This is a genomic window from Butyrivibrio hungatei NK4A153 (genome assembly GCF_000424465.1).
In the GTDB taxonomy this organism is placed as follows: Bacteria; Bacillota; Clostridia; order Lachnospirales; family Lachnospiraceae; genus Butyrivibrio; species Butyrivibrio hungatei_A.
On the sequence record NZ_AUJY01000007.1, the window covers coordinates 106,911 to 121,397 of the forward strand.

Annotated in this window: 9 protein-coding genes; all 9 read right to left on the reverse strand. The window is 41.5% G+C overall.

The window, feature by feature from the left end; all coding sequences use genetic code 11:
• Nucleotides 1-29 precede the first annotated feature (29 nt).
• Nucleotides 30-1,514 (reverse strand): UDP-N-acetylmuramoyl-L-alanyl-D-glutamate--2,6-diaminopimelate ligase, encoded by a 1,485-nt coding sequence (locus G628_RS0104995; protein ID WP_026667728.1) that lies wholly within the window; start codon nucleotides 1,512-1,514, stop codon nucleotides 30-32.
• 335 nt (nucleotides 1,515-1,849) lie between these two features.
• Complete coding sequence (recJ, locus tag G628_RS0105000) at nucleotides 1,850-3,673, reverse strand: single-stranded-DNA-specific exonuclease RecJ (RefSeq protein ID WP_026667727.1); 1,824 nt, start codon at nucleotides 3,671-3,673, stop codon at nucleotides 1,850-1,852.
• A gap of 159 nt (nucleotides 3,674-3,832) precedes the next feature.
• On the reverse strand, nucleotides 3,833-6,124 hold the full coding sequence (gene secD / locus G628_RS0105005) for a protein translocase subunit SecD (protein WP_026655474.1): 2,292 nt from the start codon (nucleotides 6,122-6,124) through the stop codon (nucleotides 3,833-3,835).
• A gap of 26 nt (nucleotides 6,125-6,150) precedes the next feature.
• Nucleotides 6,151-7,581 (reverse strand): thioether cross-link-forming SCIFF peptide maturase, encoded by a 1,431-nt coding sequence (scfB, locus tag G628_RS0105010; RefSeq protein ID WP_026655475.1) that lies wholly within the window; start codon nucleotides 7,579-7,581, stop codon nucleotides 6,151-6,153.
• Between the two features lie 77 nt (nucleotides 7,582-7,658).
• Entirely contained in the window at nucleotides 7,659-7,805 is a 147-nt protein-coding gene (scfA, locus tag G628_RS16475) for a six-cysteine ranthipeptide SCIFF (protein ID WP_034462031.1), read from the reverse strand.
• An 86-nt stretch (nucleotides 7,806-7,891) separates the two neighbouring features.
• On the reverse strand, nucleotides 7,892-9,172 hold the full coding sequence (locus tag G628_RS0105020; protein ID WP_026655476.1) for an HlyC/CorC family transporter: 1,281 nt from the start codon (nucleotides 9,170-9,172) through the stop codon (nucleotides 7,892-7,894).
• Nucleotides 9,173-9,212: 40 nt separating this feature from the next.
• The gene (gene hisS, locus G628_RS0105025; protein WP_026655478.1) at nucleotides 9,213-10,478 is read right to left on the reverse strand and encodes a histidine--tRNA ligase; all 1,266 of its coding nucleotides are present in this window, start codon (nucleotides 10,476-10,478) and stop codon (nucleotides 9,213-9,215) included.
• Between the two features lie 88 nt (nucleotides 10,479-10,566).
• Nucleotides 10,567-12,519 carry an EAL domain-containing protein gene (locus tag G628_RS0105030; RefSeq protein ID WP_027208620.1) on the reverse strand — a complete coding sequence of 651 codons (1,953 nt, stop codon included), beginning with the start codon at nucleotides 12,517-12,519 and terminating at the stop codon, nucleotides 10,567-10,569.
• Nucleotides 12,519-14,474, reverse strand: a complete 1,956-nt coding sequence (locus tag G628_RS0105035; protein WP_026667723.1) for an EAL domain-containing protein — start codon at nucleotides 14,472-14,474, stop codon at nucleotides 12,519-12,521. Before G628_RS0105035 ends, G628_RS0105030 begins: the two co-directional genes overlap by 1 nt.
• Nucleotides 14,475-14,487 lie beyond the last annotated feature (13 nt).

Genomic DNA, 14,487 nt, shown 5'->3' on the forward strand with positions numbered 1-14,487 from the left:
ATAAATTAGTTTAATGAATTAAACTAATTTTATTTCTCATCCAATATCTCCTGAATTAATTCTCTTTCATCCATGTGATATTTTACACCTTTTATTTCCTGATAATCCTCATGTCCTTTTCCGGCAAGAACAATGATATCTCCCTTCTCGCCGTTCTCGATAACGTAGCGGATTGCTTCTTTTCTGTCGGTTATCTTGATATATTTGCCATCAGTCTTCTTCATACCTGTCTCGATGTCATCGATGATGGCTTCAGGCTCTTCAAATCTCGGGTTATCAGATGTAATAACTGTAAAGTCTGCATACTTTCCGCTTACTTCACCCATCTCAAAGCGTCTGTATCTGCTTCTGTTTCCGCCGCATCCAAAGAGACAGATAAGTCTGTTAGGATGATAATCCTTGAGCGTTGTCAAAAGACTCTTGAGCGCCATTGCATTGTGCGCGTAATCTATCATAAGAGTAAAGTCATCGGAAACCTTTACCATCTCAATTCTTCCTTTTACCTTGGCCTCTTTGAGAGCAGGTGCGATTTCCTCAGGTGTGCAATCAAAATGTCTCGCAACAGCGATAGCGCAAAGCGCGTTATAAACACTGAACTTACCGGGAGTTCTTATCTCGGCGTGCATGTTTATAAGTCCGTCTGTGTCAAAGAAGACGCCAAGCTGACCCGGCTTATGGATATATGCAAGATTTATTGCTCTTATATCCGCACCCTCAGAGAATCCGTATGTCTCAACTTCGCAGGTATGACCTTCAAGAATATCATCTGTATGCACATCATCGGCATTGCAGATACCTACTTTACACTGTTTGAACAAAAGACCTTTGCAATGCATATAGTCTTCAAAATCCTTGTGCTCGTTTGGTCCGATATGATCCGGTTCAATATTTGTAAAGATACCCATATCAAAAACAAAGCCCTGACTTCTGTGAAGCATAAGTCCCTGAGATGAAACTTCCATAACAACACTGTCGCAGCCTGCTTCTACCATTTTTGACATATAATACTGAAGCATATATGACTCAGGTGTAGTATTCTCGGCATGTATATGCTCATCACCGATGATAACTTCGATTGTTCCGATAAGACCTACCTTGTGGCCTGCGTTCTGAAGCATATCTCTTATAAGATATGTAGTTGTTGTCTTTCCCTTCGTTCCTGTTATTCCTATTGTCTTAAGCTTCTTTGCGGGATGTCCGAAGTAAGCCGCAGAAATAAATGCCATCGCATATCTTGTATCTTCCACATGAACAACAGGCATTTCACATCCTTCGGGAAGTTCTACATCATGGCAGACAACGATAGCTCCGGCCTTTTTCTCGGAAGCCTCTGCCGCACAGGAATGTCCGTCAAAATTTGCGCCCTGAATACATAAGAATAAAGAACCTTCCGCAATCTTTCTGTTGTCATTTACCACATCTTTAATCTCTACAGACGCGGGATCAACGGTCTTATCTGTGTTTCCGGCAGTTACAGTAAATGTAAGTCCCTCTAATAATTCACTTAAAAGCATATTCAATCCTCCGTTTACTTTTATTAAAATTATCTCTAAAATAAGAAAGTTTAATTATCGAATTTAGCTCAAAAAGATTAATTCTAATTTTTTATATTTTCGACACAATTTATTCATAATTTTAGTATATGATTAATAACATAGAAGTGAGTTGTTAATTCAACTCGCTATCTCCCCCTCATAAGAAACCGCAAACACACGCTTCGCGTGTGTTTTTGTGGTTTATGCGGAACACTTGCTGAGGTCTTATCGAAGCTAGTGTGTGCTATGGGATATACTTAACGAGGTTCCTCACGAGTTTAGTATATATCCCATATGCGGAACTTTTTAATAAATTATGTGAAGTCATTCATAATTATCTGAATACTTTCTCTTCCCTGATACGTATTTATATCAGGCTGATACGCGATACTGACTTTCATTGTTCCGTCAGTTGATCCGCTGTACAGATTTTCCACATTACTCTCACCATATTTATCCTTGAGGAAATTATGCCATCTTTCCATATCACCAAAGAACAACATGTCATATAACTTACCGCCTTCATCGGTGACTCTGTATTTACCGCAATTTTTATTCTTGCCCATAATACGTCCCGATAAAAGAGATACGTCTCTTTGTGCAAATAAAGGCTTTGAATTGCCGGTTCCGAACGGCTCCAATATAGAAAACTCTTTTACAAGATCCATATCGATATATTTAAGCGGCATGACCATATCAAGATGCAATACGGGAACAAAGTCCTCCTCGGTAAGATCGCAATTCTCATTGAGCTTCGTTCTGAGGATCTCTATATTCTCTTCGGGAAGAGAAAGCCCGGCCGCCATCTTATGGCCTCCAAACTTGGTAAAAAGCTCCTTACAGCGAGATAATTCCTCGTACATATCGTAGCTTTCGATAGAACGTCCGGATCCCTTCGCACCGCCATCTGCCGCCTTTGTGAGGACTATTGTGGGTCTGTAATACTTTTCCTTTATCTTACCTGCAATAATTCCCGCAATCGACTCATGAACTTCAGGAAGGTACAGAACGATCACCTTGGGCATTCCGCCCTTTTCGATTTCCTGCTCAACAAACGTAACCGCCTCATCAACTCCGTTTTTGGTCATATCCTTTCTGCTGTCGTTAAGGCTCTTCAAATCCCCTGCAATCTTGGCTGCCTCAGCGGCATCATCCTCAAGGAAAAGAGAAAGCGCCCTTGTTGCAAGATCAAGTCTTCCCGTTGCGTTAAGGCACGGTCCTATAACGAATCCGTAATTATATCCGGTCATATGATATGCATCAAGACCGTTTACGTCTATAAGAGCTTTTAAGCCCTTATTATCCGTTTTTGGAATGCGTTTAAGTGATTCCCTAACTATTACTCTGTTTTCGTCCTTAAGCTCCATTACGTCGCACACAGTGGCTATACCGGCAAAGATAAGCTTCTGGAAAAAGAATTCCTCTCTTTCCTCCTCTGAAGGTCCTTCTTCTTTGCTAAGCTCAGACATTGCTTCAAGGAACTTATACGCAACAACAGCTCCACAGATTTCTTTAAACGGATATTCTCCTTCAGATCTCTTGGGATCAATCACGGCATCAGCCGGAGGAAGTATCTCCGTTTTGTTTTCATCATCGTCCATCTCAAAAGGAACTTCGTGATGATCGGTAACAACAACAGTCATTCCCTTTTCCTTTGCGTGCTCAATCTGCTCCGCTGCGGCGATTCCGTTGTCACAGGTAATTATGGTATCAATTCCCGCTTCATAAGCCTCATCAACAAGTTTGACGCTCAGACCGTAGCCATCTTTTATCCTGTCCGGAAGAACACAATCAACATCAGCTCCAAAAAGCTTTAAGCCGGATACCAGTATGTATGAAGAGCATATTCCGTCAACATCGTAGTCGCCGATAACTCTTATGCTCTTATTATCGCGTATCTTATCGAGGATAATCCTTGCACCCTGCTCCATGTCCTTCATCAAAAAAGGATCGTGGAGAAAAGAGATATCCCCGTTTATATAGGTCTTAACCGCTTCCTCGTTACACTGAATATTTTCTTTTGTCCTGTCTGTGATAAGCCTGTTGGCTATCAGTCTCGCAGTTATGTTTTTTATGGAGAATTCGCGGGCCAGCCCGTCAAAATCCGCCTTCTTATTTGCTATCATCCATTTTGCCATATCAAACTCCGTATATATATATTAAAAAAGGCTTATGAGTTGGTAATAAATGCTGTGAAAAAAGGTAATACTACCCCCTAAGCCCGGTGAACTTAAAAACGCCGTCTTGGGTGTAAAACTACACCAAAGACGGCGCCCTTATTTATTATACATCAGCAATTACTTTTTAGCTGCCTTTTTGACCTTTGTCTTAAGATCATACCATACAGGTGATGCGATGCAGATTGAAGAATATGTACCGCAGATCACACCAACCATAAGAGGAAGTGCAAATGCCTTAATATCGGCCACACCAAAGATATAAAGAGCAAGTACTGTGAAGAATGTTGTCAAAGATGTAAACAAGCTTCGTGTGATTGTCTGAGACACACTCTTATTAACAAGTTCGCCAAGCTCTTTCTTATTGGTTGCATTGTGCTGGTTCTCACGGATACGGTCAAATGTAACAATCGTATCGTTAATTGAATAACCGATAATGGTAAGAACTACAGCAATGAATGTTGTTCCTACAGCATATCTTGAAATTGCATAGGCAACAACAACGACAAGTGCATCATGTGCGAGTGCGATTATAGCAGCCGCACCAAATTTAATATCCTTAAATCTGATCCAGATGTAGATAAGCATAAGTATAAGAGCAATAACAAGTGACTTAACCGCATCTACTCTCATCTCACCACTGATGGTTGAGCTGATCGTCTCGGCAGCAATGTTGTCATTGCTTACGCCATACTTCTCTTCCATCATCTTATCAAATGCTTCTCTCTGATCTACAGTAAGTGTACCTGTCTTAAATACAATCTGATTTGTTCCTTCTACAGCCTGAGGAAGGACTTCCTTAGCACCTGTAACTTCTTTGATCTGAGGAACTATGTCAGACTCTACTGTAGCAAAATCATATGCCTTATCAAATGTAACGGTTGTAGATGTACCACCTACAAAGTCAAGGCTGTAATTGAATGCTCCCTTTCCCTGTGAAGCATTAACTATCATAAATACTACTCCGACTGCAACAACAGCGCATGAAATAGCATAGAATATCTTTCTCTTCTGTACGAAAGGCTTTGTTGAAACTGTTTTAGCCTTGCCGTAGAATACAGGATTCTGAATACCAAGTCCGAAGAAGATTGAAGTAATCGCTCTTGTAACAACAAGTGCCGTGAACATTGAAAGGATGATACCAAGGATAAGTGTCTCTGCAAATCCCTTAATTGATCCTGTTCCTCCGACTCTAAGAACTATGGCAATAATAAGTGTTGTAATATTTCCGTCGAGGATTGATGAAAGAGCTTTGTTATAACCGTTCTTTCTCGCATCATCAACAGCTTTTCCGACTGCAATCTCTTCTCTTATTCTCGCAAATACAAGAACGTTTGCGTCAACCGCCATACCGATTGAAAGAATGATACCTGCAATTCCGGGAAGTGTAAGCGTCATCTCGAATGCTGAAAGCAGGAATACGATAAGTCCGCAGTAGAATCCGAGAGCAAGTGTAGCTGAAAGACCGAGTATTCTGAAGAATACGATCATAAATACCGCAATAAGTGCGAATCCGACAGCTGCTGCGATCAAACTTGTTCTGATAGCATTTGAACCAAGCTGTGCTCCGACAACATTTGAACGAAGTTCCTGAAGCTGAAGCTTAAGCGATCCGACTCTGATATTTGTTGCAACCCTATCAGCCTCTTCAAATGTAAATCCACCGCTGATAACACTCTTTCCGTCAAGGATTTCAGCCTTAACAGAAGGAACGCTTATGAATCTTCCGTCATAGTAGATTGCAATAGTATCCTGATTGTTGTTAAATGCTTTTTTGGTTGCTTCTGCGAAAGCTTCTCCGCCCTCTTTAGTAAACTCAAGCGATACTACAGGCTCCTGCTTACCATACTCATCATTCTGTCCGACTACCTGAGAAGATGCAACCTGATCACCCGAAAGAACAATCGATCCGTCCGCAAGAAGCTCATCTATTGACTTATTGAGCTGATATCCGGGCGTAACACCTTCTTCAAGTTTCATATTACCGTTTTCATCGGTAGTAAAACCACTGTGATATGTGTAATTCTCATTGCCGTCCTTATCAAGATGGCTGATGAAGTAAAGATTACCGGGCTGACCAAGTTCCGAAAGAATCTTGTTTGCATCGGAAGCTCCGGGAATCTCGATGTTGATTCTGTTGCTACCCTCCTGATAAACCTGTGCCTCTGTGCTATACTGATCGACACGCTGCTGAAGCTTGAAGATTGTATCGCTCATATCTTCCTTGCTGGGATTCTCATCACCAACAACTTCGTAAGTGATGCTGACACCACCTGCAAGGTCAAGTCCAAGGTCAATACTTGACAATGATCCGGATTTGTCTGCACCCAATCCGTATGCTGCTGAGTAACCAATTCCAACCAAAAGAGCAAGCATAAGGATCAAAGCAGGAATCCACTTTAACTTTTTCATTATACAGTTCCTCCCATGAATTTTTCTTATTCGGCCAACGCCGCTTTAATCATAATCGCACACTCTATACGTTTTCTCTGAAGCTCACAACCATGCTTGTAAGTTGCATTGATATCTCCGTTGAAATTGTATGCGTTAGCAGCACAACCACCGCTGCAATAATATCTTGCAAAGCATTTCTGACATTCGGGTCTTGAATAAACATTGCTCTTCTTGAACATGTCCCTTATGTCGGGTCTGGTTATTCCATCGAAAACGTTACCCATGATAAAGTCTTCGTTACCAACGAACTGGTGGCAGGGGTAAAGGTCTCCCCAAGGTGTTACACCAAGGTACTCACATCCCGATCCGCAACCTGACAATCTCTTGGCAACACAAGGGCCGCCCTCAAGATCTATGTTAAAGTGGAAGAAATTAAATCCTTTTCCTTCCTTGTGTTTCTCAATATAATACTTTGCAAGTTTGTCGTACTCTTCACAGATGATCGGAATATCCTCATCCTTAAATGCGTACCAATCTTCAGGCGAAGCAACTACAGGCTCTACGGATATCTGCTTAAATCCAAGCTCTGCAAGATGCTTAACATCTTCCGAGAAATCAAGATTGGCATGAGTAAATGTTCCTCGAACGAAGTATCTGAGCTGGTGACGGCTCTCCGCAACCTTCTGATACTTGGGAACAATGTCATCATAGCAACCCTGTCCGCCTGCTCTGGGACGCATGGAGTCATTGACTTCCTTTCGTCCGTCGATGGAAAGGACTATATTACCCATCTCCTTATTAACAAACTTAAGTATCTCATCATTTAAAAGAGTTCCGTTTGTTGTGATAGTGAAACGGAAATTCTTGTCATATTCTTTTTCAATTGAGCGTCCGTACTCAACGAGCTTCTTGACAACTTCCCAGTTCATAAGGGGTTCGCCGCCAAAGAAATCGACCTCGAGGTTCTTTCTTCCGCCTGAATTCTTTACAAGGAAATCAAGCGCAGCCTTTCCGACCTCTTCGCTCATAAGCGCTCTTCTACCGTGATACTCACCTTCATCCGCAAAGCAGTATTTACATCTCAAATTGCAGTCGTGAGCCACATTCAGGCAAAGTGCCTTAACAACGGTTTCTCTGTTCTGAAAATCATCCACATATCCTTCATACACATCATCCGTAAAAAGAACCTGTGCCGCTCTCAGTTCAAGAATCTCTTCGATTCCCTCTTTTATATCCTCGGTTGAATATTTAGATGCCAGATCTGTTTTTGCCAGGACACCTTTATACAACCTGTCAAGTTCGCCCGTAATAACCGTAGTCTGACCTTCGGGTGCCGCTGCGGTACCGTATGTTCTCTTAAGCTTATCCTCAATGATCTTGACAAGGTCAAAAACTACATCGTCAACAACATGTACCGATCCGCTATTAACATCCAGAACAATATTATACCCATTGTTCTTATATGCGTGAATCATAATATCTCCTGTAACCTACATACGGCGGGCAGCGACCATGGCCGCTGCCCGCCTAATTTTACTTTAATTAAACAATATTATTTGCTAAGCTGCTCACAGCTCTGATTTCCAACTGTGCATGATGTCTTGCATGCTGACTGGCATGATGTCTGGCACTCACCGCATCCGCCCTTCTTCATTGATTCTTTAAGATTTCTTGTAATCAAAGACTTAACGTGCTTCATCGATTTTCCTCCTACTGATTGCCTCAAAATACTTATAGTTTCTGAGCCTTATACATCGACTCAGTATATCATATATTTCTGAAATATTAAAGTGTTTCTTTTTGTTCCTTCGATAGTTCGCAGTTGACTGTCATAAGCACTTTCGTGATCCTGTTTCTCTTGATACCGCGCGCTGTAAGCGTTATTCCGCTGTCAAGAGTGACCGTCTCCCCGTAGCTCGGAAGCCTGTCAAGATTCTCTATCATCAGACCGCCGATAGAATCGTAATCTTCTGATGAAAGATCGGTTCCGAGAGCATCATTGATATCTGCGAGCTTCATATTTCCTTCCACAAGGTATTTCATACCGCCTACATTCTTTATTAGCTCGGCTTCATCCGAATCATACTCATCTCTGATCTCGCCGACTATCTCCTCAAGAAGATCTTCAAGCGTTATCATTCCCACAGTAGATCCATATTCCGAAAGGACAAAGGCTACGCTTCGTGTCTTTTCTCTCATTTCCACAAGAAGGTCCGATGTCTTCTTGTATTCATATGTGTAATAGGCCTTTCTGATGTGGTCTTTTACCTTGAAATTCTCTTTATCCTTGATAAGAATGAGATCTTTTACATTTATAAGACCAATGATATTATCCTGATCGTTTCCGTCATACACAGGAATTCTTGTGTACATATCCTCTTTGAATACGCGCATCACCTCTGTATAATCGGCATCCGAACTCACACAGCTCATATCAATCCTGGGAATCATTATGTCTTTTGCAAGCGCATCGCTGAAATCAAAAAGGTTAAAGATAATCTTCTTCTCATCACTTTCGATAACGCCGTCCTCATGGCTTACATCAACATACGTCTTAAGCTCATTTTCGGTCACCTTCTGTTGCTTGTTGGTATCAATCCTGAAGATCTTAAGTAATGCAGTCGCTATCCCATTGATAACAAAGCTGAACGGAACCATAAGGATCATAACGGTCTCTATGAGCGGTTCATACAAAAGAGCCATGTTCTCCGCATATGCCTTGGCTATTGTTTTCGGAATAATCTCACCAAATATTAGAACTACCAAAGTAAGCGCTCCGGTTCCGAGCCCTATGTAAAGATTGCCCCACATATCCGTGACAAACACTGTCATAAGCGCAGAAGCACTCAAGTTTACAATATTGTTTCCGATAAGGATCGCAGAAAGCATCTTCTGCGGGTCGTCATATATAGCAAGGATCCGTCCCGCCTTTTTATTCCCATCATCTGCAAGAGCCTTGATTCTGACTCTGTTGATCGTCATGTAAGCTGTCTCCGCGGATGAAAAAAATGCAGACAACAGAACCAATAATACCAAGGTGATTATTCTGACTAAGTGGGTGTCCAATCACATTCCTCCTCTAAGAACCCGGGCCGCTCTGCCTGTCTTATTCAAGCGGCTTGTCATAAAAGTCCCTGAACTCCTCATATCCCTGCTCTGTAAGGCTCTGCTTCTGGAACTTCTTGTTCTTATTCATACGTACAACAAGAACCTGCTTTCCTTCCGCTCTCTCCTTCTGCGCTTCGGATATGATCTCCGCAAGTCTGTCGCCCTTTATACCCTTTTCGATAAGGAAAGCAACTTTTGTGCTCGCGCCGGGAATCTTGAATCCTTCGTCCATCATTATCATGATGATTCTCTCAAATCCGATTGAGAAGCCGCAAGCAGGTGTATCCTGTCCAAGGAACTTTCCTACCATCTTGTCGTATCTTCCGCCACCACCGCAGCTTCCGCCGTACTGAGGCATGGATACTTCGAAGATTGTTCCCGTATAATACGACATTCCTCTTACAAGCGTGGGATCGAATACCATCTCAAACTGTGCCGACTTTGTCTTCTCAACACTGTCGATGATCTCGGTAAGACCTTCACTGACCTCAGCGTCAAGATTATCACTGATCTTGTCTGCAACGGCCTTAAGAGCATCAATTCCACTCTTTCCGCTTATAAGTTCAAAAAGCTCGATATACTTATTTACAGAATCGGCATCATAACCGTCCTTAATAAGCTCTTCCTTTACTCCGTCAAGTCCGATCTTATCCATCTTATCAAGTGTGATGAATACGTCATCGTACTTCTCCTCAGGGAATCCGCTGTATGCAGCCATTGCCTTGAGAATCCTTCTGTCATTGATACGGATCTTAAAATCCTTGAATCCGAGATTTCCGAGCGTTGTGGTTGTCGCAAGAATAAGCTCTATCTCAGCAAGATTTGAAGGCTCTCCCAATATATCAATATCGCACTGCATGAACTGACGGTATCTTCCCTTCTGAGGTCTGTCGGCTCTCCATACATTTCCCATCTGAAGTGCCTTAAAAGGAGCCGGAAGCTCATTTGCATGATTTGCATAAAAACGAACAAGAGGAACCGTAAGGTCATAGCGAAGTCCTGAATCCGTAAGGTCGTTCTCTTCCTTCGCCGTAGCCAGGTTAAGCTTTTCTCCTCTCTTCATTACCTTGAATATAAGCTTCTCGTTCTCTCCGCCCTGCTTACTGTTGAGGTTTGCAAGTGACTCAACACAAGGTGTCTCTATAGATGTGAAGCCAAATTCAGCATATGTCTTCTTAATAATACCTATACAATAGTCTCTAAGTTGCATCTCGGAAGGAAGAATGTCCTTCATTCCGGTAACCGGTTTCTTTATCAGTGCCATACTTTACCATCCTTAAATTATAATCAAGCATAAATTTTACACTCACTAAGCCCCCATTGCAAGGAAATACTGATCAAGTAAGTTCCCCTCAATTATTATTCTGCAGGAACTCAATGAACTGGTCCCTTGGCATAGGTCTTGCATAGAAAAAGCCCTGAATATGGTCGCATCCAAGCCTGATTATCTGCTTTGCCTGCTCTCCGGTCTCAACTCCCTCAGCCACTATTTCTTTTCCGAGGCTCTTAATTATCTTTATCATATTATACATGATCATGTATGAATTCTCTGATTCAAAGGCCGCCTGAACGGTACTCTTATCAAGTTTAAAGATCTTGACCGGCATATCGGCAAGTCTTGAAAAATTCGAATATCCCGTTCCGAAATCATCCATGGAAAAAGTGATTCCCGAACTCATAAGTTTGCTGATATTCTGATCGATCACGGATGTAACATCTTTATCCCAAGTCTCCGTTATCTCAAGATTTATCCTCGAAGGTCCTATATTATACGCTTTCAGAATTTTAAGAATACTCTCTGCAAGATTGGTCTGAATGCAATCGACAACGGAAAGATTGACTTCGACATATTCGAGGCCGTAACTTACCGCCTTCGTAGTTGCCAGCATCTCACATACAGATGAAAGTACAAATCTGTCAATTCCAAGAACCGTTCCGTTCTTCTCAGCTATCGGCATAAATACAGCAGGAGAAATATAGCCCGCCCTCGGGTCCTTGAGCCTTATAAGTGCCTCACATGAAGAAAACTTTCCGGTAACAGGCGAATAGATAGGCTGATAATAAACTTCAAGCAAACCGTTATCAAGAGCATGGCGCACAAGATTTCCGATCTTTTTATCATATTCGATATGCTTAAGATTAAGGTCCGACACCCTGAGCACATATTTACTGTTCCTCGAAAGTGCCTTGTACATCATATTGCTTATCTCATCAAACCGCTCTATCGTTTTGAAATCATCCGGAAATCCTATCGCGCTTGTACTTACATCAAAGCCAACTTCCAAATCTCTTAATTTAAAAGGCTCTTTAAACCTCGCCTTTATGGCATCCGAAAGCTTGTCGATATCCTCCGAATTTGATTTTACATCAGGGATGAGCAGGGCAAAAAAGCCGTCTCTTGGAAAAAATACTTCCGCTCCGAAACAGGACTTTTTCAAAAACTCGGTCATCTGCCTCAAAAGATCGGAAGCCGCTTCCACCGACTCACTTCCGATTGTTATGGGAAGTTTATCCACTCTTATTTCCATGAGTGTGAACGTCTTCTTTTGTAGAAGTTTTGTATATACTGCGAAATTCAGGGCATTTTTTGTACCGACTCCGGACATCCTGTCCACAAATTCACTCGGATTCTGGAAAGTAAAGACGCACAGCAAAAGAGAAATCGCAACGCTGAACTCGAACACAGTCCCCGTCCTGAATATGATCCTCATGGGAACTCCAAGGAGCATCAGAATGTAGTACGTATAGATAGCCATCGTTTTTTCGCTCGCCAGAACTCTTCCGTATTTGATCATCAGATATGACGCAAAGATAAGATACAGAACTATTCCGATACTTACAAGAATCTCATTTGGGAAAAAATAGATAATCTCACCGTTATGATCGAAGTAATAGAAAAAGTCGGTAAAATATCCCAACATCAAAATAAGGATTGTAAACACCGTCGGCAATATTATGACAAGCTTTTTCCACAACTTGTTTAATTGCATACCAAAAATAGCCATCAGATACAGGATGGAAAAGAATGCAACAAGATACGACATCACTTTTTCCACCATGACCACAAGGCAATTCATTTCGTAAGTCAGGCAATCTTTCATCCACCTGTTGTTCACCCACAGAATATGAATTAATCCCATCACATTAAGAATCGTTCCGACTATGATCAATACGCCAAAGATACGACTCTGCTTTCCGTAAGAGAACTCTTCCGAAGAATATATGATTATGATAACTGCCATCAGCACAAGTGCCGATATCGATAAGCAAGCATCATAGCTGTTCGGATCGGTTAAAAATCCCATCAATACCCCTTTTCAAAATACTCATCAATCCTGTTCACGTATGAACTGTCATTTACCGGTTTTCCCATGTAGTTACCTATAAGATAATCGCACCCGATTTCTTCCGCTATATCCTTGTCCTCAGCTGTATCCACTCCTGAAGCACACACAAACAGACTGATATCGTGGAACATATTGACCAGCCCGCTTATAACGTTCATCATCCGCTTTGATTTCCCCGCCATTTTGATCAGGCTCTTTGCAAAATTTATCTGAACCACCGGAAGCGAGATTATTCTCTCGATATTTCCGTATCCGTTTCCGTATTCGTCAACTATAATATTGACATTGATATCACCGAGCATCTTAAGATTTCTTTCAGCCACATTATTCATTGTTGTTATCGCTGTCTCTGTGAGCTTTAAGCTGATCCAAGATCCTTCAACTTTTTCTTCTTTGAGAAGTGCCTTAAACCACCTTAAAAAATCTGTTCTTGATATTCCCGCCTGTGACATCGGGATAATAGCTCTGTACTTACCGTTCTTATCTCCGGCATTCCAAAAAGACAACACTCTCAGAGTATTTTTTAAAACATACTCATCGATGTCGATAATAGTCTGAGTAGATCCGGTATCTTCTATATACTTTCTTACCTCAACCTCTCTCTCGTTATCGTCATATATATAGCAGACCGCTTCGGCCGTGTAATCGATCCTGTAAATTTTGGAAAGAATAGGTCTGAATTTAACGATTGCCTTTTTCTCGGCAATATTTTTCTTTGCAAGTACTTCATAGTCATACGCGCCAAGCTTTTTCTTGAAATCTATCTTATCAATATCGATCACGGCATCTGACCACTGTGCCACATCATCGCTTATAAGCTCAACTTTCGACATAAGCTCCGCAAGATTGCCATACCTGTCGGGATAGCTCATCATAAAGCAATGGCACTCGGCCTTTATGGTCATATCCATATAATTCCAGGGTTCACGGATTCTGGTCGCAATCTTATACATAAGAGACTCGGCTCTTTTTTTATCATTTGTATTTACTGATATCGCAAAGATATTATCACTGTATCTGTAAACATATGTGACAATATTCAGCTCTCTGCTTCCCACTTTTTTAAGATAACCGGCAATTGTCTTGATAACGCCGTCAGCCTGATTATTACCGATCTCGGAGCTAAGGGCTCTTACATTGTCTATTGTCACAAAAACTATATAATGCGGAGTTTTCTTTTTTATCTTAAGACCAAGTGACTCGAAAAAGGCTCTTCTGTTAAGGACATTTATCCTTCCGTCCACCATTTCACCCGGATTCTGAAGAGTTATAAATACCAGGGTTATACTGATCGTGCTGAGGAAATTTTCTATAAGAAGCTGCGGATAGCGGTACTGCAGATAGATTCCCAAAGCAACAAAACCAACATGAGTAAGAATGATCACCTTGGTCTTTAATCTCATCAGATTGCTGTATTTCAGCGTCAAAGTAACTCCATACACAATGTAATAAAAAGCGATCAGATAAAATCCGACTATGAGACTGCCTCTAAAATATATTCCCTTTTCGTCATATCCAAACAAAAGCGGGCTGAACCAGTTCATTATGACCGTTATGATTCCCATGACATAGCCGAGATACACAACAAAGAAGCCCTTAACGGATTTCGTGTCATAAAAAATATCAAGAACAGCCATTATGTACAACAGATAGCAAAGTCCCGATCCCAGATGCGCAAGAAAATAAAAACTTCCGCAGACCATCTCCGCATAGTGATACCATGCTCCCTCATACGGATTCATCTGCAGGAAAGTCTCTATTCTCTCAAAAAGAGTTGACATAAATACAGCAAAAAGAAGCAGCGAATAAACTTTCTCTCTCGATGACGGAACTCTTTTTCTGGACAGAGAGATTATTCCAATCGTTGCCAGTATACATAACGCACATGTGTCAAAGTAAAAATTGTATTGCATGGAAAACTCCGTA

What these genes read in the sequence shown, in the direction of transcription:
- G628_RS0104995 (WP_026667728.1), bottom strand. Translation starts at nt 1,514, where the DNA reads ATGCTTTTAAGTGAATTATTAGAGGGACTTACATTTACTGTAACTGCC.
- recJ (WP_026667727.1), bottom strand. Translation starts at nt 3,673, where the DNA reads ATGGCAAAATGGATGATAGCAAATAAGAAGGCGGATTTTGACGGGCTG.
- secD (WP_026655474.1), bottom strand. Translation starts at nt 6,124, where the DNA reads ATGAAAAAGTTAAAGTGGATTCCTGCTTTGATCCTTATGCTTGCTCTT.
- scfB (WP_026655475.1), bottom strand. Translation starts at nt 7,581, where the DNA reads ATGATTCACGCATATAAGAACAATGGGTATAATATTGTTCTGGATGTT.
- scfA (WP_034462031.1), bottom strand. Translation starts at nt 7,805, where the DNA reads ATGAAGCACGTTAAGTCTTTGATTACAAGAAATCTTAAAGAATCAATG.
- hisS (WP_026655478.1), bottom strand. Translation starts at nt 10,478, where the DNA reads ATGGCACTGATAAAGAAACCGGTTACCGGAATGAAGGACATTCTTCCT.
- G628_RS0105030 (WP_027208620.1), bottom strand. Translation starts at nt 12,519, where the DNA reads ATGGGATTTTTAACCGATCCGAACAGCTATGATGCTTGCTTATCGATA.
- G628_RS0105035 (WP_026667723.1), bottom strand. Translation starts at nt 14,474, where the DNA reads ATGCAATACAATTTTTACTTTGACACATGTGCGTTATGTATACTGGCA.